15 protein-coding genes and 2 riboswitches are annotated in these 18521 nt (G+C 68.0%); of the genes, 7 read left to right on the plus strand and 8 right to left on the minus strand.

The genetic code is table 11. The features are described 5' to 3' along the window. Positions 1-27 precede the first annotated feature (27 nt). The 3 genes from HMPREF2581_RS26930 to HMPREF2581_RS26940 all read right to left on the minus strand — a co-directional run bounded on the left by HMPREF2581_RS26930 (position 28) and on the right by HMPREF2581_RS26940 (position 2967). On the minus strand, positions 28-1167 hold the full coding sequence (locus HMPREF2581_RS26930) for a thiolase family protein (RefSeq protein WP_003138642.1): 1140 nt from the start codon (positions 1165-1167) through the stop codon (positions 28-30). Positions 1168-1288: 121 nt separating this feature from the next. Then, entirely contained in the window at positions 1289-1933 is a 645-nt protein-coding gene (locus HMPREF2581_RS26935; RefSeq protein WP_003130735.1) for a vWA domain-containing protein, read from the minus strand. 20 nt (positions 1934-1953) lie between these two features. After that, positions 1954-2967, minus strand: a complete 1014-nt coding sequence (locus HMPREF2581_RS26940; protein ID WP_003138640.1) for a magnesium chelatase ATPase subunit I — start codon at positions 2965-2967, stop codon at positions 1954-1956. A gap of 570 nt (positions 2968-3537) precedes the next feature. Between HMPREF2581_RS26940 and HMPREF2581_RS26945 the strand changes: the two genes are divergently transcribed. Beyond that, positions 3538-4632 (plus strand): 3-deoxy-7-phosphoheptulonate synthase, encoded by a 1095-nt coding sequence (locus HMPREF2581_RS26945; protein WP_003091055.1) that lies wholly within the window; start codon positions 3538-3540, stop codon positions 4630-4632. Between the two features lie 28 nt (positions 4633-4660). On the opposite strand, the gene cobN is transcribed toward HMPREF2581_RS26945, so the two are convergent. After that, positions 4661-8407: a cobaltochelatase subunit CobN gene (cobN, locus tag HMPREF2581_RS26950; protein ID WP_003138639.1), complete on the minus strand. Its 3747-nt coding sequence runs from the start codon at positions 8405-8407 to the stop codon at positions 4661-4663. 75 nt (positions 8408-8482) lie between these two features. Further along, on the minus strand, positions 8483-9535 hold the full coding sequence (gene cobW / locus HMPREF2581_RS26955) for a cobalamin biosynthesis protein CobW (RefSeq protein WP_003110205.1): 1053 nt from the start codon (positions 9533-9535) through the stop codon (positions 8483-8485). Positions 9536-9655: 120 nt separating this feature from the next. Further along, positions 9656-9847: riboswitch (cobalamin riboswitch) on the minus strand. Between the two features lie 58 nt (positions 9848-9905). Continuing rightward, positions 9906-10056, plus strand: a riboswitch (cobalamin riboswitch). Between the two features lie 101 nt (positions 10057-10157). Here cobW and HMPREF2581_RS26960 point away from each other — a divergent pair. The 5 genes from HMPREF2581_RS26960 to HMPREF2581_RS26980 all read left to right on the plus strand — a co-directional run bounded on the left by HMPREF2581_RS26960 (position 10158) and on the right by HMPREF2581_RS26980 (position 13385). Beyond that, entirely contained in the window at positions 10158-10340 is a 183-nt protein-coding gene (locus HMPREF2581_RS26960) for a CbtB domain-containing protein (protein WP_003091059.1), read from the plus strand. Between the two features lie 17 nt (positions 10341-10357). After that, positions 10358-11059, plus strand: a complete 702-nt coding sequence (locus HMPREF2581_RS26965; protein WP_009313838.1) for a CbtA family protein — start codon at positions 10358-10360, stop codon at positions 11057-11059. A gap of 72 nt (positions 11060-11131) precedes the next feature. Next, positions 11132-11560: a cobalamin biosynthesis protein gene (locus HMPREF2581_RS26970; protein WP_003138621.1), complete on the plus strand. Its 429-nt coding sequence runs from the start codon at positions 11132-11134 to the stop codon at positions 11558-11560. Beyond that, on the plus strand, positions 11557-12309 hold the full coding sequence (gene cobM / locus HMPREF2581_RS26975; protein WP_003102926.1) for a precorrin-4 C(11)-methyltransferase: 753 nt from the start codon (positions 11557-11559) through the stop codon (positions 12307-12309). The genes HMPREF2581_RS26970 and cobM overlap by 4 nt, the downstream gene beginning before the upstream one ends. Positions 12310-12437: 128 nt before the next feature. Next, positions 12438-13385, plus strand: a complete 948-nt coding sequence (locus HMPREF2581_RS26980) for an alpha/beta fold hydrolase (RefSeq protein WP_003138620.1) — start codon at positions 12438-12440, stop codon at positions 13383-13385. A gap of 72 nt (positions 13386-13457) precedes the next feature. Here HMPREF2581_RS26980 and fabV read toward each other — a convergent pair whose 3' ends face one another. From fabV to HMPREF2581_RS26995, 3 genes are all read right to left on the minus strand, one after another. Next, the gene (fabV, locus tag HMPREF2581_RS26985) at positions 13458-14654 is read right to left on the minus strand and encodes an enoyl-ACP reductase FabV (RefSeq protein WP_003102929.1); all 1197 of its coding nucleotides are present in this window, start codon (positions 14652-14654) and stop codon (positions 13458-13460) included. A gap of 184 nt (positions 14655-14838) precedes the next feature. Then, a complete protein-coding gene (locus HMPREF2581_RS26990; protein WP_003091099.1) occupies positions 14839-15768 on the minus strand; it encodes an electron transfer flavoprotein subunit alpha/FixB family protein in 930 nt (309 codons plus the stop codon). Next, positions 15768-16517: an electron transfer flavoprotein subunit beta/FixA family protein gene (locus tag HMPREF2581_RS26995; RefSeq protein ID WP_003091107.1), complete on the minus strand. Its 750-nt coding sequence runs from the start codon at positions 16515-16517 to the stop codon at positions 15768-15770. Before HMPREF2581_RS26995 ends, HMPREF2581_RS26990 begins: the two co-directional genes overlap by 1 nt. 320 nt (positions 16518-16837) lie before the next feature. Here HMPREF2581_RS26995 and HMPREF2581_RS27000 point away from each other — a divergent pair, with 320 nt between their 5' ends. Then, positions 16838-18493, plus strand: a complete 1656-nt coding sequence (locus tag HMPREF2581_RS27000; RefSeq protein WP_003138616.1) for an electron transfer flavoprotein-ubiquinone oxidoreductase — start codon at positions 16838-16840, stop codon at positions 18491-18493. Positions 18494-18521: the final 28 nt, after the last annotated feature.

Below are 18521 nucleotides of genomic sequence, written 5' to 3' on the forward strand. Positions count from 1 at the left end.
ACCGGGCCTTTTTTCATTGGCGCGCGATCACTCCACCGCTTCCAGCAGGGTCGCCACGCCCTGGCCGCCGGCGATGCACTGGGTGGCGATGGCATAGCGCCCGCCGGTGCGCCGCAGCAACGCGGCGGCCTTGCCGGTGATCCGCGCGCCGGTGGCGCCCAGCGGATGGCCGATGGCCAGGGCGCCGCCATCCAGGTTGATCCTGTCCATGTCCAGCCCCAGTTCACGGATGCAGGCGATGGATTGGCTGGCGAAGGCCTCGTTGATCTCCACCAGGTCGATGTCGGCGATGCCCAGCCCGGCCCGTTGCAGAACCTTGCGCGTCGCCTGCACCGGACCCATGCCCATGATCTCCGGCGCACAACCGGCCACCGCCACCGCCTTGATCCGCGCCAGGATCGCCAGCCCGTGGCGGCGCGCGAATTCCTCGCTACAGACCAGCAGCGCGGCGCTGCCATCGGTGAGCGGCGACGAGGTGGCGGCGGTGACGCTGCCGCCGAACGCCGGCTTCAGTTGGGCTAGGCTCTCCAGGTTGGTACCCGGGCGGATGCAGCCATCCTCGGCGACCCGGCCGGCAGGGGTGTCGATGGCGACGATCTCCTCGCGCAGCAAGCCGGCCTCGCGCGCGGCGACTGCCTTGGCGTGGGAGCGTACGGCCATCTCTTCCTGCTCGACGCGGCTGACGGCGTAGCGCTCGGCGACATTCTCGGCGGTCTGCCCCATGCTCATGTATACCGCCGGATAGTCCTGCAGCAACGCGGGATTGGGCGACAGGTTGAAGCCGCCCATCGGCACCCGGGTCATCGACTCCACCCCGGCGGCGATGAAGGCTTCTCCGGCACCCAGCAGGACTTGCCCGGCGGCGTAGTGGACAGCGCTCATGGACGAACCGCAGAAACGGTTGAGGGTCGCGCCGCCGAGGCTCTGCGGGAAGCCGGCGCGGAAACTGGCGATGCGCGCGATGTTCATGCCCTGTTCCGCCTCCGGATAGGCGCAGCCCATGACCACGTCCTCCAGCTGAACAGGGTCGAGATCGAGTTTCTCCACCAGGCCCTTGAGCACCGCGGCGGCCAGGTCATCCGGGCGGATATCGACCAGCGCGCCTTTCCTGGCGAAGTGGAACGGCGAACGGGCGTAACCGGCGATAACGACTGAAATCGGCGACATGAGGATATCTCCGTGAGATGGATTGGCTGGATCGCAGGAAGATATTACGCGCATAATATTTATTGAATGACAGTCGAAATACAATTTGACCGAAAAAGCCGCAGGGCTCGCCGAAACGCCCTCAGACTTCGTTCAATTCGCTGATATGCCGATACTCGGCCCCCAGCTCCCGGGCCAGGCGCTCGGCCTTGCCCAGGCGCAGCGGGCCGCTTTCGAGGTCGATCAGCAGACTCGGGCAGGCAGCCTCCGGCAGCGCCGGCCAGTCGCGCAGGCGGCCGTCGGTAAGCACCAGCAGACGCTGATGCTCGGCGGGTTTCTGCCGCTGTCGGCGCGCCAGCCAGCCAGCAGCCTGGTGCAGGGCGTCGAGCAGCGGCGTACCGCCGCCGGCGCCCAGCTGGCGTAGCCAGTCCTGCAACTCCCGCGAAGCCTTCTGCCCCTGCCAGAGCCATTGCGCCTGCTGCCCGGTGGCGTGCAGCACGGCCAGGCGGACGCGCTGCCGATAGGCCTCCTCGAACAGCGTCGCCAACAACCCCTTGGCCTGGGCCAGAGCGCCGTACCGGCGGGTGCTGGCGGAGGCATCGACGATCACCAGCCAGAGTTCGCCCGGGCGCCGGCTGCGCGGCTGGCGAAGCAGGTCGCGGCGCTGTCGGGGACGTCCGCGCAGCAGGGTCGGCAACCATTGGATGGCGCCCTCCGCACCCTGGCTCAGGGCGCCGCCAAGACCGCCGCGCAGGGCTCCGGGTCTGCTCCTGGCATCCGCACCCATGACCGAGCGCGGGCGGATGCTCAGGGCTTTTTTGGCCAGCGCGGCAGCTCGCGGGCGGTCCCCATGGCCACCGGCCGAGCCGGCAATTCGCCCCACTGCCCTTCGCCGTCGCCGGCGCGCTCCGGGAGCGCGGCAGGGGCCGCGGGCGGTGGCGGTGGATTGGCCGCCGATGGCGGCGGGCTCGACTGGCGACGGCGATGCAGCAGGGCGAAATGTTCCACCGCATCGATGTCCTCCGCCTCGATCCGCTCGCCGCCGCGCCAGGCCGCATGGGCGCGCGCCGCGCGCAGCCAGACCAGGTCGGCGCGCAGGCCATCGACAGCCGCCTCGAAGCAGCGTCGGGCGATGCTGTCCAGCGCCGCATCGTCCAGGGGAATCCGCGCCAGTTGCCGGCGTGCCTCGGCGCAACGGCGGCGCAGGTTGTCCTGCTGGCCTTCCCAACGTTCGACGAAGGCCTGCGGGTCGGCATCGAAGGCCAGCCGGCGACGGATGATCTCTGCCCGCTCGGCCGGCGGCGGCTGGGTGTCGAGGCGCACGTTGAGGCCGAAACGGTCGAGCAGTTGCGGGCGCAGTTCGCCCTCTTCCGGGTTCATCGTGCCGATCAGCACGAAACGCGCCGGATGCCGGTGGGAAATGCCATCGCGCTCGACCAGGTTGACGCCGCTGGCGGCGACGTCGAGCAACAAATCCACCAGGTGGTCCGGTAGCAGGTTCACCTCGTCGACGTAGAGCACGCCGCCGTCGGCCTTGGCCAGCACGCCCGGGGAAAACCGCGCGCGACCTTCGCCGAGGGCGGCGTCCAGGTCGAGGCTGCCGACGATGCGCTCCTCGCTGGCGCCCAGCGGCAGGGTAACGAACTCGCCCGCCGGCAGCAGTTCGGCGACGCCCCGCGCCAGGGTCGACTTGGCCATTCCGCGCGGCCCCTCGATCAGTACCCCGCCGATCGCCGGATCGACCGCGGCCAGGCACAGCGCCAGCTTCAGTTCGTCGGCGGCGACCACGGCGGACAGGGGGTAATGCACGGTAGCGCTCATGGGGATTCCTGCGGCGGACGGACGGAAATACGGACCGCCAAGTCTATCAGGCCGGCGGCGCCGGTATCGAACCGTGAAACAGTCGTTGAACCGGCCGCCTCGCTTGCAGTAAGCTCGGGACTCGTTCACGGGAGAAACCCATGCCGCACACCCGCCATCCGCACCTGCATTCCAGCGCCTCGCGCCCTGGCCTGTCGTTGCGCGCGCGTGCGCCGCAGGCACCCCGTGCCGCGTATTTCTTCGGGTATTGGTTTAGCCACTCCGGCGCCTGATACCCCAACGGCGCCCACGGTATACGGGACGCCTACCCTGCACACGCAAACCCCCGGTCGGCTCCCCGACCGGGGGTTTTGTTTTTCCGGCCCGTTTTTCCGGCCCACAAGGCCACAACCACAGACCAACGCACAGGACATCGATCATGACCGCATACCGCTACCGCACTGGCTACCCGCTCAACACCTGGCGATTTAGCGACGGCCGCCAGCCGCTCGCCAACCCACGACATTGCCGAACACCTCGATAGGGCACGACGCGCGCGGGATGCCCGCCGCCAGCCCAGGAAGCCAGACCATGAACTCATCCGTATCCGCACTGACCGCCCTTTCGCCGAACGCCCAGGCCGTCGCCCTGCCCAGCGCCACCGCCCGTACCGCCCTGGAACGCCTGCCCAGCCCGCTCGAACTCAAGGCTCGCCAGCCGTTGCCGCTGGAGCTGGCCAGCCAGGTCGCCGCCAGCCGCGACGCCATCCGCGCCATCCTCGACGGCGACGACCCACGCCTGCTGGTGGTAGTCGGTCCCTGTTCGATCCACGATCCCCGCTCCGCCCTCGAATACGCCGAACGCCTCGCCGCGCTGAGCGACGAACTCGACGGCCAGTTGCTCCTGGTGATGCGCGCCTACGTGGAAAAGCCACGCACCACGGTGGGCTGGAAGGGCCTCGCCTACGACCCGCACCTGGATGGCAGCGACGACATGGCCGCCGGCCTGGCGCTATCCCGGCAACTGATGCTGGACATGCTGCGCCTCGGCCTGCCGCTGGCCACCGAACTCCTGCAACCGCTGGCCGCCGGCTACTTCGACGACCTGCTGAGCTGGGCGGCGATCGGCGCGCGCACCAGCGAATCGCAGATCCACCGCGAGCTGGTCAGCGGCCTCGGCCTGCCGGTGGGCTTCAAGAACGGCACCGACGGCGGCGTCGGCATCGCCTGCGACGCGATCCGTTCGGCGGCCCACGGCCACCGCCATTTCGGCCTCGACCCGCACGGTCACCCGGCGCTGATCGAGACCCGCGGCAATCCGGACACCCATGTGGTGCTGCGCGGCGGCCGCCACGGTTCGAACTACGGTCCCGAGCAGGTGCAGGCCGTACGCCAGGCCCTGGAAAGCCAGGGCATCGCCACGCGGATGATGGTCGATTGCAGTCACGCCAACAGCGGCAAGAACCCGCTGAACCAGCCCGGCGTCCTCGCCAGCGTGCTGGACCAGCGCCTGGTCGGCGCCAGCGACCTGGTCGGGGTAATGCTGGAAAGCCACCTGTTCGACGGTTGCCAGGCGCTCGGCGGCGAACTGCGCTACGGCGTCTCGATCACCGACGGCTGCCTCGGCTGGGAAGGCACCGAGCGGATTCTCCGCGACGCCGCCCGGCGGCTCGCCGAGGGGCGCTGAAAGCGGCGCGAGCGGCCATGCCGCTCCGCTATTCCTCTTCGACGTCCAGCAGCAGGTTCTCCAGGGCCTCGCGATAGGCCCCCGGCTCCTGCCAGAGCCCGCGCCGCTGCGCCTCCACCAGGCGCTCGGCCATGTCGCGCAAGGCTTGCGGATTGTGCTGGCGGACGAACTCGCGGGTCTCCGCGTCGAGCAGGTAGGCGTCGGCCAGCAGCGCGTACTGGTGGTCGTCGATCAGCTCGCTGGTGGCATCGAAGGCGCACAGGTAGTCCACCGTCGCCGCCAGTTCGAAGGCACCCTTGTAGCCGTGGCGCTTCATCCCGGCGATCCACTTCGGATTCACCGCCCGCGCCCGCACCACCCGGTTGAGTTCTTCCTTGAGCGTGCGGATGCGCGGGTTGTCCGGCTGGCTGTGGTCGCCGTGGTAACTGGCCACCGGCGCGCCGCGCAGGGTTTCCACCGCCGCCAGCATGCCGCCCTGGAACTGGTAGTAGTCGTTGGAATCGAGCAGGTCGTGCTCGCGGTTGTCCTGGTTGTGCAGCACCGCCTGCAGGCGTTCCAGGCGCTGGGCGAAGCGTTCCCGCGCCGGCGTGCCGTCGTCGGCGGCACCGTAGGCGTAGCCGCCCCAGTTCAGGTAGACCTCGGCAAGGTCGGCGCGGGTCTCCCACAGCCGCTCTTCGATTGCGCCCTGCACGCCGGCGCCGTAGGCACCCGGCTTGGCGCCGAAGATCCGCCAGCCGGCCTGCCGGCGCGCCTCCGCCGGCGCCGTACCCTGCGCCTCGAGGCGCTGGCGTTCCAGGCGTACGCGAGCGGCCAGCGGGTTCAACTCCTCCGCCTCGTCCAGCTCGGCGACCGCCTGCACCGCCGCATCGAACAGGCGGATCAGGTTGGCGAAGGCGTCGCGGAAGAACCCGGAGACCCGCAGCGTCACGTCGACCCGCGGGCGGTCCAGCAGGGAGACCGGGAGGATCTCGAAATCGGCGACGCGCTGGCTGCCGGCCTGCCAGACCGGTCGCACGCCGAGCAGGGCCAGGGCCTGGGCGATGTCGTCGCCGCCGGTGCGCATGGTCGCCGTGCCCCACACCGAGAGGCCGAGCTGGCGCAGGTGATCGCCATGTTCCTGCAGGTGACGCTCGAGCAGCAGATTGGCCGACTGGAAGCCGATGCGCCAGGCGGTCGGGGTCGGCAGGTTGCGCACGTCCACCGAGAAGAAGTTGCGTCCGGTGGGCAGCACATCGAGTCGCCCGCGACTCGGCGCGCCGCTCGGACCGGCCGGTACGAAGCGCCCTTCGAGGGCTGCCAGCAGTCCGTCGATCTCGGCCGCGCCACAGGCGTCCAGGGTCGGTGCCACCTGTTCGCACAAGCCGCGCAACACCTCGCCGCTGGCACGCCAGGCGGCAGGCGGCGATTCGCCGCCCAGGCAGCGTTCTATCCAGTGCAACGCCAGCAATTCCAGGCGTTCGCGGGTATCCCCGAGGGTACGCCAGGGCTCCCCGCCCCGCTCTTCCAGGCAGCCCGGCCGCGCGCCCTGCCAGGCCTCGCCCATGTCGCAGGCCAGCGGATCGAAGCCCAGGCCAAGGTCGTCCGCCAGGCTCTTCAGCAACCCGGCGTTGGCGCCCTTGCCATCGCCGCGCGGAACCCGCAGCAGCGCCAGCAGGGTATCCAGGCGCAATCGCCCGCTCGGCGATTCGCCGAACACATGCAGGCCGTCGCGGATCTGCGACTCCTTCAGGTCGCAGAGATAGGCGTCCAGCTGCGGCAGCCAACTGTCCGGATCGTCGCTGAGCTGCAAGCCGATCTCGCGGTCGAGACGGTTGTCGCGCAGGAGGACGAGAATCTCGCCGCGCAACTGTTCGGCGCGGCGCGGGTCGAGCAGCGAGGCATCGTAGAACTCGTCGGCCAGGCGCTCCAGGTCGCGCAACGGGCCGTAGCTCTCGGCGCGGGTCAGCGGCGGCATCAGGTGGTCGATGATCACCGCCTGGGTGCGGCGCTTGGCCTGGGCGCCCTCCCCCGGGTCGTTGACGATGAACGGATAGATGTTCGGCAGCGGACCGAGCAACGCGTCCGGCCAGCATTCGGCGGACAGGCCGACTCCCTTGCCCGGCAGCCATTCCAGGTTGCCGTGCTTGCCGACGTGCAGCAGGGCATCGGCGCGGTAGGCGTGGCGCAGCCAGAAGTAGAACGCCAGGTAGCCGTGCGGCGGCACCAGGTCGGGATCGTGGTAGATCGCTGCCGGATCGAGCTGATAGCCGCGCGCCGGCTGGATGCCGACGAAGGTCAGGCCATAGCGCAGGCCGGCGACCATCATCCGCCCGTCGCGGAACATCGGGTCCTGTTGCGGTTCGCCCCAGCGCGCCAGCACCGCCTGGCGATTGCGCTCCGGCAGGCGTGCGAAGCAGGCCAGGTAGTCGTCCAGCGCCAGGCTCTGGGCGCAGGGCCGTAGGTCGAGATGCTCCAGGTCGTTGCTGACGCCGCCGAGCAACTGGCGGATCAGCTCGGTTCCGCTGGCGGGCAGTCCGTCGACCGGGTAGCCCTGCTGGCGCAGGGCACGAAGGATGTTCAGCGCCGCCGCCGGGGTGTCCAGGCCGACGCCGTTGCCGATCCGGCCATCGCGGGTCGGGTAGTTGGCCAGCACCAGCGCCACCCGTTTTTCCGCGTTTGGCTTGCGCGCCAGCTCGGCCCAGCGCCGCGCCAGTTCGGCGACGAAATCCATGCGCTCGTCGTCGGCGAGATAGCAGACCACGTCGCTCTCGCTGCGTTCGCTGCGCCAGGCCAGGCCCTTGAAACTGATCGGCCGGGTGACGATGCGTCCGTCCAGCTCCGGCAGCGCCACGTGCATGGCCAGGTCGCGAGGCCCCAGGCCTTGCGGGTTGTCCAGCCAGAGCGGGCGGTTGTCCAGCGAGCAGATCGCCTGCAACACCGGCACGTCGCGACGGAACGGACGCAACTCGGGCGCCTCCGGATTGGACTGGGCGAAACCGGTGGTATTGACGATCAGCGCGGCGTCGCTGCGCTCCAGCCAGTCTTCCACCTGCGCCAGGCAGGCGCTTTCCTTGAGGCTGGCCAGCGCGATCGGCAACGGGTTGAGCCCCTGCGCCGCGAGGCGCTCGCAGAAGCGTGCGATGAAGGCGGTGTTGGCTGCCTGCAGGTGGGTGCGATAGAACAGCAACCCGACCACCGGACGCCCGGCCTGCCAGTCGGCACGCCAGTGTTCCAGGGTCGCCTCGGCATGCCGTGGATGGAACAGCGCCACCCGCGGCAGCGCCTGCGGTTCGCGCCAGGCGTAGTCGCGGCCGAGGCACTGGCTGGCCAGGCAGCGGTAGAACTGCCCGGCGTTCTCAAGGCCGCCCTGGCGCAAGTATTGCCAGAAGCGCTCGGCCTGCTCCGCCGGCAGGTTGCCGAGGGCGCTCAGCTCCGGGTCGGGGCGGTCGTCGCCGGGCACCGGGATCAGCAGCGCGCCGCGCTCGGCCAGCGCCACCAGTTGCTCCACGCCGTAGCGCCAGTAGCCGATGCCGCCGTGCAGCGAAAGCAGGATCACCCGCGCGTGCCGCAGCACTTCGTCGACGTAGAGGTCCACCGAGGCGTGGTTCTGCAACTGCATGGGGTTGGCCAGGCGCAGGCTCGGGTAGTCGTCCGGCAGCGCACGGGCGGCCTCGGCCAGCAATGCCAGGTGCGAATCGCCGCTGCAGAGGATCACCAGCTCGGCGGGAGTCTGGGCCAGGTGGGCGATGCCGTCGTCGGGAACGAAGCCGCCAGGTTGGGTGCGCAACAGGTGCATGGACGTTCTACCGGTAGGACGCAAGAAGCTGGGGCCGGCGAATCGCCATCGCCGGCCCCGGCCGGGGATCACGGATCAGGCAAGCGCTGTGCGCAGCTGGTTGGCGATGGCGGCCTGGTCCAGCTCCTGGCCGATCACCACCAGCCGGGTACTGCGGGCTTCGTCGGCCAGCCACTTGCGGTCGAAATGCCTGTCGAAGCGCTTGCCGACGCCCTGCACCAACAGGCGCATGGGCTTGCCCGGAATGGCGGCGAACCCCTTGATGCGAAGTATGTCGTGACGCTCCACCAGCTCGCCGAGGGCCTCGAGCAGCGCAGCTTCCTCCACCTCGGGGAGATCGACGTGGAAGGAGTCGAACTCGTCGTGGTCGTGGTCCTCGTGGCCTTCATGGTCGTGGTGGGTCGGCCGGCCGTCGATGTGCAGCTCGGCCTCGGCGTTGAGGCCCAGCAAGACCGGGAGCGGCAGCTCGCCCCGGCTCGCCTCGACGATCTTCACCGCCGCCGGCAGCTCCCTGGCGATCTCCGCGCGGACCCGCACCAGGGCCTCGGCGTCGAGCTGGTCGGCCTTGTTCAGGATCACCAGGTCGGCGCTGGCCAACTGGTCCTCGAACAGTTCGTGCAACGGTGATTCATGGTCGAGGTTGGGGTCCTGGCGGCGTTGCTGGTCCACCTGCTCGGGATGGGCGGCGAAGGTGCCGGCCGCCACCGCCGGGCTGTCGACCACGGTGATCACCGCGTCGACCGTGCAGGCGTTGCGGATTTCCGGCCACTGGAAAGCCTGCACCAGCGGCTTGGGCAGGGCCAGGCCGCTGGTCTCGATGAGGATCTGGTCAAGGTCGCCGCGGCGCGCCACCAGCTCGCGCATCACCGGGAAGAACTCTTCCTGCACGGTGCAGCACAGGCAACCGTTGGCCAGCTCGAAAACGCGGCCCTGCGCCTCTTCTTCGCTGCAACCGATGGAACATTGCTTGAGGATCTCGCCGTCGATGCCGAGTTCGCCGAACTCGTTGACGATCACCGCGATGCGCCGGCCTTCGGCGTTGTCCAGCATGTGCCGGAGCAAGGTGGTCTTGCCGGCGCCGAGGAAGCCGGTGACGATGGTGACGGGGAGTTTCGCCAGGGTTTTCATGGGCAGCCCTTGTTCAGCTCGGCGGGCATGCGGACGAGTGGCGCGGACGCAGGGGCCGCGCAACGGATTCGCCACCGGATCACCCCGCCCGGTTGTATGGAAGTCTTGTCCCCGGGCATCGCGCCACGGGATCGACGAGGCAGGTCTCCTGGCTCACGGTCTGGCGTCTCCGCCGGTTCCCCGCCTTCCCGCGTCACGCAGTGGCATTGGGGAACGATCGCCGTTCACAGTTGCGGGGGCAGCCGCGGCATCGACCGCGTTCCCTCTTAGCCCCGCCGTCGCCGGCGAGGAACCTCGAACCGGCAAGGCTACGCAGTGCGCGGGCCAGGGTCAATCGGGCCGGTTGACGCCCGGCGGTCCTTCATGCTGTCCTAGGCGGGTTGTCCCAGGTGTCTCGTGCCGGCGCGCACGAGGTGAAACGGGAAGCCGGTGACGCTCTCCGAGCCAGTCCGGCGCTGCCCCCGCAACGGTAAGCGCATCGCGCGCGAGCCCGGAGACCGGCCTGGAACCTTTCGTTTGATTCACCCGCGGTGGGCGGGCGCAAGCGTGAAGCGGGCCGTCCGGTCCCGTTCCTCGTGCGTACTCCTCTGCCACGCCCATGCCAATCCAGAGGGAACGCACCATGTCCAGCAGCACCCTGGCGCACGCCAGCTCCACCACCTCCCTGTCGAAGCGACTGAGCCTGGCCATCGGCGCCGGCCTGCTCGGCGCGCTGCTGGTCTATTTCGCCGGTTTCTCGCACATCGACGCGGTACACAACGCCGCCCACGATACCCGGCACAGCTCCGGCTTCCCCTGCCACTGAGTCGCGAGAGAACCAGAATGATCAAGCGCATCGCCCAGACCGCCGGCTTCGCCGGCCTGCTCGCCGCCCTGCTGCTGACCCTGCTGCAGATTCTCTGGGTCACCCCGCTGATCCTCGAGGCGGAGACCTACGAGAAGAGCGAGCCGGTCGCGACCCAGCCCCACGAACACGCCCCCGGCGTCGCCGCCCATGTCCACGACGAGGAGGCCTGGGAGCCGGAGGACGGCTGGCAGCGTACCCTCTCCACCACCGGCGGCAACCTGGTGGTGGCGGTCGGCTTCGCCCTGATGCTCGCCGGCCTCTTCACCCTGCGCGCGCCGGGCCAGACCTGGCAGGGCCTGCTCTGGGGCCTGGCCGGCTACGCGGTGTTCTGCCTTGCGCCGTCGCTGGGCCTGCCGCCGGAGCTGCCGGGTACCGCCGCGGCCGACCTGGTGCAACGCCAGTACTGGTGGATCGCCACCGCCGCCGCCACCGCGGTGGGCCTGGCCCTGCTGGTGTTCGGCGGCAACTGGCCGCTGAAGCTGGTCGGCGCCGTCCTGCTGGCGCTGCCGCACCTGTTCGGCGCGCCGCAGCCCGAGGTCCATGCCAGCCTGGCGCCGGAAGCCCTGGCCCAGCGTTTCGTGATCGCCTCGCTGGTCAGCAATGCGCTGTTCTGGGCCGCCCTCGGCCTGGCCGCTGCCTGGCTGTTCCGGCGCAACCGGGGCGGCGTCGACGCCTGACCTCCTGCCACCCGCGACCCTTGCCGGTCGCGGGTCCATAGTGCCTCTCCTTCCATCTCCTCCGGTGCGCGCATGCCCCTGCCCATCCCCAGCCTGCTGATCGCCGGCATCGGCTGCCGCCGAGGCTGTAGCGCCGAGCATCTACGCGCGCTGCTGGAGCGAACGCTGGGCGAACACGGGCACAGCCTGGCCGACCTGGACGCCCTCGCCAGCATCGACGGCAAACGCGACGAACCCGGCCTGCGGCAACTGGCCACGCTGCTCGAACGCCCCGTGCATTTCCTCGCGCCCGCCGTCCTGCACGACTACGAGCCGCGCCTGCTCAGCCCCTCCGCCGTCGCGCTGCGCGAAACCGGCTGCTCCAGCGTCGCCGAGGCCGCCGCCCTGGCCCTGGCCGAACACCTGGGCGGCGGTCGCGCCGATCTGCTCGGGGCGAAACGCAGCGACGATCGGGCGAGCATCGCCCTGGCACGACTTCTCACCGAACGAGAACTCCCATGACCGTCTATTTCATCGGCGCCGGTCCCGGCGACCCTGACCTGATCACCGTCAAGGGGCAGCGCCTGATCCGCCAGTGCCCGGTGATCCTCTACGCCGGCTCGCTGGTTCCGCAAGCGCTGCTCGAGGGGCACCAGGCCGGCCAGGTGGTGAACACCGCCGAGCTGGACCTCGAACAGATCGTCGAGCTACTCGCGCAAGCCCATCGCCGCGGCCTCGACGTAGCCCGCGTGCATTCCGGCGATCCCTCCCTGTACGGCGCCATCGGCGAGCAGATCCGCCACCTGCGCGAACTCGGCATCCCCTATGAGATCGTCCCCGGAGTCACCGCCACCGCCGCCTGCGCCGCCCTGCTCGGCTGCGAGCTGACCCTACCCGAAGTGTCCCAGACGCTGATCCTGACCCGCTACGCCGCACGCACGAAGATGCCGGAAGGCGAGAGCCTGGGCGACCTGGCGCGGCACCGGGCGACCCTGGCGATCCACCTGGGCGTCGCCCACCTGGCGAAGATCGTCGAGGAACTGCTGCCGCACTACGGCGCCGACTGCCCGGTCGCGGTGATCCACCGGGCCAGTTGGCCCGACCAGGAACAGGTTCGCGGCACCCTCGGCGACATCCTGCCCAAGGTCGCCGCCAGGAATTTCCGCCGCACCGCGCTGATCCTGGTCGGCGAGGTGCTGGCCGCCGAAGGCTTCGCCGACTCTTCGCTGTACCGCGCCGAGCATCGACATCTCTATCGACCCGGCGAATGAACCGCCGTCCTTAGGTTCGGCGCCGACCACCGGCAGCACGCCTAGACTCGTCGCAAGGCTTGCGACAGCGGGCCGGCACGGCTAGCGTTCAGCGCTGGCCCCTTTTTTCCTGAAGCCTTCGGACACCCATGAAACGATTCCTCCTCGGTCTGGCTCTGCTGCTGGCGGTCGCCGCCGGCGTCCTCTACTTCGTCCCGGCTACCCTCCTCGCCAGCGTACGCACCGTCGAGCGCGGCCTCGCCGGTCTCAGCGAGCACAGCGTGCAGGTCGACAACCTGGAGATCGCCTACCTGGAAGGCGGCTCGGAGAAGAACCCGACCCTGTTGCTGATCCACGGCTTCGGCGCCGACAAGGACAACTGGCTGCGCTTCGCCCGGCCGCTGACCGAGCGCTACCATGTGGTCGCCCTCGACCTGCCCGGCTTCGGCGACAGCAGCAAGCCGCAACAGGCCAGCTACGACGTCGGCACCCAGGCCGAGCGAGTCGCCAATTTCGCCGCCGCCATCGGCGTGCGCCGCCTGCACCTGGCCGGCAACTCCATGGGCGGGCACATCGCCGCGCTCTACGCGGCGCGCCATCCGGAACAGGTGCTATCGCTGGCGCTGATCGACAACGCCGGGGTGATGCCGGCGCGCAAGAGCGAACTGTTCGAGGACCTGGAGCGCGGCGAGAATCCCCTGGTGGTGCGCCAGCCGGAAGACTTCCAGAAGCTGCTCGACTTCGTGTTCGTCCAGCAACCGCCGCTGCCGGCGCCGCTCAAGCGCTACCTCGGCGAACGCGCGGTAGCCGCGTCGGCGTTCAACGCGCAGATATTCGAACAACTGCGCCAGCGCTACATCCCGCTGGAGCCGGAACTGCCGAAGATCGAGGCACCGACCCTGCTGCTGTGGGGCGACCGCGACCGCGTGCTGGACGTCTCCAGCATCGAGGTGATGCGTCCGCTGCTGAAGCGGCCCAGCGTGGTGATCATGGAAAACTGCGGACATGTGCCGATGGTCGAACGCCCGGAGGAAACCGCGCAGCACTACCAGGCCTTCCTCGACGGCGTACGGAACGCCCAGGTGGCCGGTCGCTGAAAACGCGAACCGGCGCCTGGGCGCCGGTTCGGGGGAGCGGGAACCGTCGCGAGGACGGCTCGGATCCAGGCCTCAGGCCTGGATCAGGTTGGCGATCTGCACGTCCGGGTTGACGTCCTGCTCGTAGTCGACCCCAGCGACCTCGAAACCGAACAGGTTGAGGAACTCGCTCTTGTAGCCAGCGAAGTCGGTCAACTCGTAAAGGTTCTCGTTGGTTACCTTGTCCCACAGCTCCTCGACACGGGACTGCACTTCCGGCTGCAGTTCCTTGTAGTCGGCACGCAGGCGGCCTTCCTCGTCGAGGCGCGGCTCGGCGCCGTACAGGCTCTCCCGGTACAGGCCGTCGACCTGCTCGATGCAACCTTCGTGGGTGCCCTGCTCCTTCATCACCTTGAACAGCAGCGACAGGTACAGCGGCATCATCGGGATCGCCGAGCTGGCCTGGGTCACCACCGCCTTGAGCACCGACACGCGCGCATCGCCGCCCAGAGGGGCGAGCTTGTCGCGGATACCGAGGACCTTCTGGTCGAGATCCTTCTTGGCCGCGCCGATGGAACCGTTCCAGTAGATGTCGTGGGTGATCTTCTCGCCCAGGTAGGTGAACGCGGTGGTCTTCGCGCCGTCGGCCAGCACGTCGGCCTCCAGCAGCGCATCGATCCACATCTGCCAGTCCTCGCCGCCCATCACCGCAACGGTATCGGCGACCTCCTGATCGCTGGCCGCCTCCAGGACGACGTCCTTGATCACTTCCTTGTCGGTGTCCAGGCCACGGAAGCTGACCGACTTGCCGATCGGCTTGAGGGTCGAGGAGAACACTTCGCCGCTCTTCGGATGGGTACGGCGCGGCGCGGCCAGGCTGTAGACCACCAGGTCGACCTTGCCGAGATCGCGCTTGATGGTCTCGATGGTCAGCCGCTTCACCTCGTCGGAGAAAGCGTCGCCATTGATGCTGCGGGCATACAGGCCTTTCTCGTGGGCGAACTTCTCGAAGGCCGCCGAGTTGTACCAGCCGGCGGTGCCCGGCTTGCTCTCGCTGCCCGGACGCTCGAAGAACACCCCGAGGGTATCGGCGCCGGAACCGAACGCGGCGGTGATGCGGGCAGCCAGGCCATAGCCGGTGGAGGAACCGATGACCAGGACCTTCTTCGGTCCGTTGACGACGGGGCCCTTGGCCTCGACGTAGTCGATCTGTTGCTTGACGTTGGCCTCGCAGCCTGCCGGATGGGTAGTGACGCAGATGAAGCCACGCACGCGCGGTTTGATGATCATGAAAACCTCGGTTGCTAGATGCCGGAAAAGCACATTCAGGAGCTAGAGACGTCGCGCATTGTAAATGAGACACCTCCGCTTGGGCGGACCGAAGGCAGGAATCGTGACCAAAGGGTCACGCGTCGCAGCCCGGACATAAAAAAACCCGCTCCGGGGAGCGGGTCTTGTCGGCTTGGAATCGGGCTCAGACGGCCTTTTCCAGCTCCGGTACGGCGTCGAACAGGTCGGCGACCAGGCCGTAGTCGGCGACCTGGAAGATCGGCGCCTCTTCGTCCTTGTTGATCGCGACGATCACCTTCGAGTCCTTCATGCCCGCCAGGTGCTGGATGGCGCCGGAGATGCCCACCGCGATGTACAGCTGCGGGGCGACGATCTTGCCGGTCTGGCCGACCTGCATGTCGTTCGGCACGAAACCGGCGTCGACCGCGGCGCGGGAAGCGCCGACTGCGGCACCCAGCTTGTCGGCCAGGGCGTAGAGGATCTTGAAGTTGTCGCCGTTCTGCATGCCGCGGCCGCCGGAGACCACGATCTTGGCAGCGGTCAGTTCCGGACGGTCGGACTTGGCCAGCTCTTCGCCGACGAAGGCGGACTTGCCGGCATCGGCCGGGCCGGAAACCTGCTCGACGGCAGCCGAACCGCCTTCGGCGGCGACGGCGTCGAAGCCGGTGGTACGCACGGTGATCACCTTGACCGCAGCCGAGGACTGCACGGTAGCGATGGCGTTACCGGCGTAGATCGGACGCTTGAAGGTGTCGGGGCTGACCACTTCGACGATCTCGGAGATCTGGTCGACGTCCAGCAGCGCGGCGACGCGCGGCAGGAAGTTCTTGCCGTTGGTGGTAGCCGGGGCCAGCACGTGGCTGTAGTTCTTGCCCAGCTCGGCGATCAGCGGTGCGACGTTTTCCGGCAGTTGATGGGCGTAGGCGGCGTTGTCGGCGACCAGCACCTTGGAGACGCCCTCGACCTTGGCGGCGGCTTCGGCCACGGCGGCAACGTTCTGTCCGGCGACCAGCACGTGGATGTCGCCGCCAATGGCCTTGGCAGCGGCAACAGTGTTCAGGGTGGCAGCCGCCAGGGCCGCGTTGTTGTGCTCAGCGATAACCAGGATAGCCATTAGATTACCTTCGCCTCGTTCTTCAGTTTCTCTACCAGTTCAGCCACGGACTTGACCTTGATGCCAGCGGAGCGCGCAGCCGGCGCCTCGACCTTCAGGGTCTTCACGGTGGAAGCGGTGGAAACGCCCAGGGCGTCCGGGGTCACCACGTCCAGCGGCTTCTTCTTGGCTTTCATGATGTTCGGCAGCGACGCGTAGCGCGGCTCGTTCAGGCGCAGGTCGGTGGTGACGATGGCCGGCAGGTTCAGCGCGACGGTCTGCAGACCGCCATCGATCTCGCGGGTCACGTTGACCTTGTCGCCAGCGACCTCGACCTTGGAGGCGAAGGTGCCCTGGGCGTAGCCGGTCAGCGCGGCGAGCATCTGGCCGGTCTGGTTGTTGTCGCTGTCGATGGCCTGCTTGCCGAGGATCACCAGCTGCGGCTGCTCCTTGTCGACCACGGCCTTGAGCAGCTTGGCCACGGCCAGGGAGTTCAGCTCGTCGTTGCTCTCCACCAGGATCGCACGGTCAGCGCCCAGCGCCAGCGCGGTGCGCAGTTGCTCCTGGGCGGCGGTCGGGCCGACGGAGACAGCGACGATCTCGGTAGCCACGCCCTTCTCTTTCAGGCGTACGGCTTCTTCCACGGCGATTTCGCAGAAGGGGTTCATGGACATCTTGACGTTGGCGAGGTCGACGCCGGAGTTGTCCGCCTTGACGCGGACCTTGACGTTGTAGTCGACCACTCGTTTGACTGCTACAAGAACCTTCATGGATTCCTCGTTATTCTCCGGTGAATAAGGATGTCGCCAGACAGGCCTGGCCGGTGATGCTCGCCGGCCGGAAACCGACACTCTGCTAGACAGCGACCGCAAAACCGCCCGTATCTTGACCGGATCACCCTTTTCGGTCAATACGGCAAAAGGGTGGTTTCCCCCCCTCGAATGCCGATTCTATCAGGCTTCCAAAGAATTCAAACAAACGTTTGTATTGGACCTGCCCATGCAGCTATATATAATGCGCCCGCTCTGATCAGGGAAAGATCTCAGCCACCAATAAACAGATACCGTGAGCCTTGAGTAGGAGATCGATAGTGGAACGCGAATACATGGAATTCGACGTCGTCATCGTCGGCGCCGGCCCCGCCGGTCTGTCCGCCGCATGCCGACTGAAGCAGAAGGCCGCCGAAGCCGGTCAAGAGATCAGCGTCTGCGTGGTCGAGAAGGGTTCCGAAGTGGGCGCCCACATCCTCTCCGGCGCGGTGTTCGAGCCGCGCGCGCTGAACGAGCTGTTCCCCGACTGGAAGGAACTCGGCGCGCCGCTCAATACTCCGGTGACCGGCGACGACATCTACGTCTTGAAGAGCGCCGAGAGCGCTACCAAGGTGCCCAACTTCTTCGTGCCCAAGACCATGCACAACGAGGGCAACTATATCATCTCCCTGGGCAACCTCTGCCGCTGGCTGGCCCAGCAGGCCGAAGGACTGGGCGTGGAGATCTACCCGGGCTTCGCCGCCCAGGAAGCGCTGATCGACGAGAACGGCGTGGTCCGCGGCATCGTCACCGGCGACCTCGGCGTCGACCGCGAAGGCAACCCGAAAGAAGGCTACTACACCCCCGGCATGGAGCTGCGGGCCAAGTACACCCTGTTCGCCGAAGGCTGCCGCGGGCACATCGGCAAGCAACTGATCAAGAAATACAACCTGGACAGCAAGGCCGATGCCCAGCACTACGGTATCGGCATCAAGGAAATCTGGGACATCGACCCGTCCAAGCACAAGCCCGGCCTGGTGGTCCATACCGCCGGCTGGCCGCTGAACGACGAAAATACCGGCGGCTCGTTCCTCTACCACCTGGAGAACAACCAGGTGTTCGTCGGCCTGATCATCGACCTGTCCTACAGCAACCCGCACCTGTCGCCGTTCGACGAGTTCCAGCGCTACAAGCACCACCCGGTGGTCAAGCAGTACCTGGAAGGCGGCAAGCGCGTGGCCTACGGCGCCCGGGCCATCTGCAAGGGCGGCCTGAATTCGCTGCCGAAGATGGTCTTCCCCGGCGGCGCGCTGATCGGTTGCGACCTCGGCACCCTGAACTTCGCCAAGATCAAGGGCAGCCACACCGCGATGAAGTCCGGCATGCTCGCCGCCGACGCGATCGCCGAGGCCCTGGCCGCCGGCCGCGAAGGCGGCGACGAGCTGTCCAACTACGTCGATGCGTTCAAGGCCAGCTGGTTGTACGACGAACTGTTCCGCAGCCGCAACTTCGGCGCGGCCATCCACAAGTTCGGCGCTATCGGCGGCGGCGCGTTCAACTTCATCGACCAGAACATCTTCGGCGGCAAGATCCCCGTCACCCTGCATGACGACAAGCCGGACTACGCCTGCCTGAAAAAGGCCAGCGAAGCGCCGAAGATCGACTACCCGAAGCCGGACGGCAAGCTCAGCTTCGACAAGCTGTCCTCGGTGTTCCTCTCCAATACCAACCACGAGGAAGACCAGCCGATCCACCTCAAGCTGGCCGATGCGAGCATTCCGATCGAGAAGAACCTGCCGCTCTACGACGAGCCGGCCCAGCGCTACTGCCCGGCAGGCGTGTACGAAGTGGTGGCCAACGACGACGGCAGCAAGCGCTTCCAGATCAACGCGCAGAACTGCGTGCACTGCAAGACCTGCGACATCAAGGACCCGGCGCAGAACATCACCTGGGTGGCGCCGGAAGGTACCGGCGGGCCGAACTACCCCAACATGTAAGGCAAACGAAAAAGGCTCCCTCGGGAGC

This window comes from Pseudomonas sp. HMSC057H01 (assembly GCF_001836405.1).
Classification (GTDB): domain Bacteria; phylum Pseudomonadota; class Gammaproteobacteria; order Pseudomonadales; family Pseudomonadaceae; genus Pseudomonas; species Pseudomonas aeruginosa.

Coding starts and splice junctions, on each gene's coding strand:
- HMPREF2581_RS26965 (WP_009313838.1), top strand. CDS start 10,358: ATGATCAAGCGCATCGCCCAGACCGCCGGCTTCGCCGGCCTGCTCGCC.
- HMPREF2581_RS26935 (WP_003130735.1), bottom strand. CDS start 1,933: ATGGGTGCGGATGCCAGGAGCAGACCCGGAGCCCTGCGCGGCGGTCTT.
- HMPREF2581_RS26990 (WP_003091099.1), bottom strand. CDS start 15,768: ATGGCTATCCTGGTTATCGCTGAGCACAACAACGCGGCCCTGGCGGCT.
- HMPREF2581_RS26945 (WP_003091055.1), top strand. CDS start 3,538: ATGAACTCATCCGTATCCGCACTGACCGCCCTTTCGCCGAACGCCCAG.
- HMPREF2581_RS26940 (WP_003138640.1), bottom strand. CDS start 2,967: ATGAGCGCTACCGTGCATTACCCCCTGTCCGCCGTGGTCGCCGCCGAC.
- HMPREF2581_RS26930 (WP_003138642.1), bottom strand. CDS start 1,167: ATGTCGCCGATTTCAGTCGTTATCGCCGGTTACGCCCGTTCGCCGTTC.
- HMPREF2581_RS26995 (WP_003091107.1), bottom strand. CDS start 16,517: ATGAAGGTTCTTGTAGCAGTCAAACGAGTGGTCGACTACAACGTCAAG.
- HMPREF2581_RS26960 (WP_003091059.1), top strand. CDS start 10,158: ATGTCCAGCAGCACCCTGGCGCACGCCAGCTCCACCACCTCCCTGTCG.
- cobM (WP_003102926.1), top strand. CDS start 11,557: ATGACCGTCTATTTCATCGGCGCCGGTCCCGGCGACCCTGACCTGATC.
- fabV (WP_003102929.1), bottom strand. CDS start 14,654: ATGATCATCAAACCGCGCGTGCGTGGCTTCATCTGCGTCACTACCCAT.
- HMPREF2581_RS26970 (WP_003138621.1), top strand. CDS start 11,132: ATGCCCCTGCCCATCCCCAGCCTGCTGATCGCCGGCATCGGCTGCCGC.
- HMPREF2581_RS26980 (WP_003138620.1), top strand. CDS start 12,438: ATGAAACGATTCCTCCTCGGTCTGGCTCTGCTGCTGGCGGTCGCCGCC.
- cobN (WP_003138639.1), bottom strand. CDS start 8,407: ATGCACCTGTTGCGCACCCAACCTGGCGGCTTCGTTCCCGACGACGGC.
- cobW (WP_003110205.1), bottom strand. CDS start 9,535: ATGAAAACCCTGGCGAAACTCCCCGTCACCATCGTCACCGGCTTCCTC.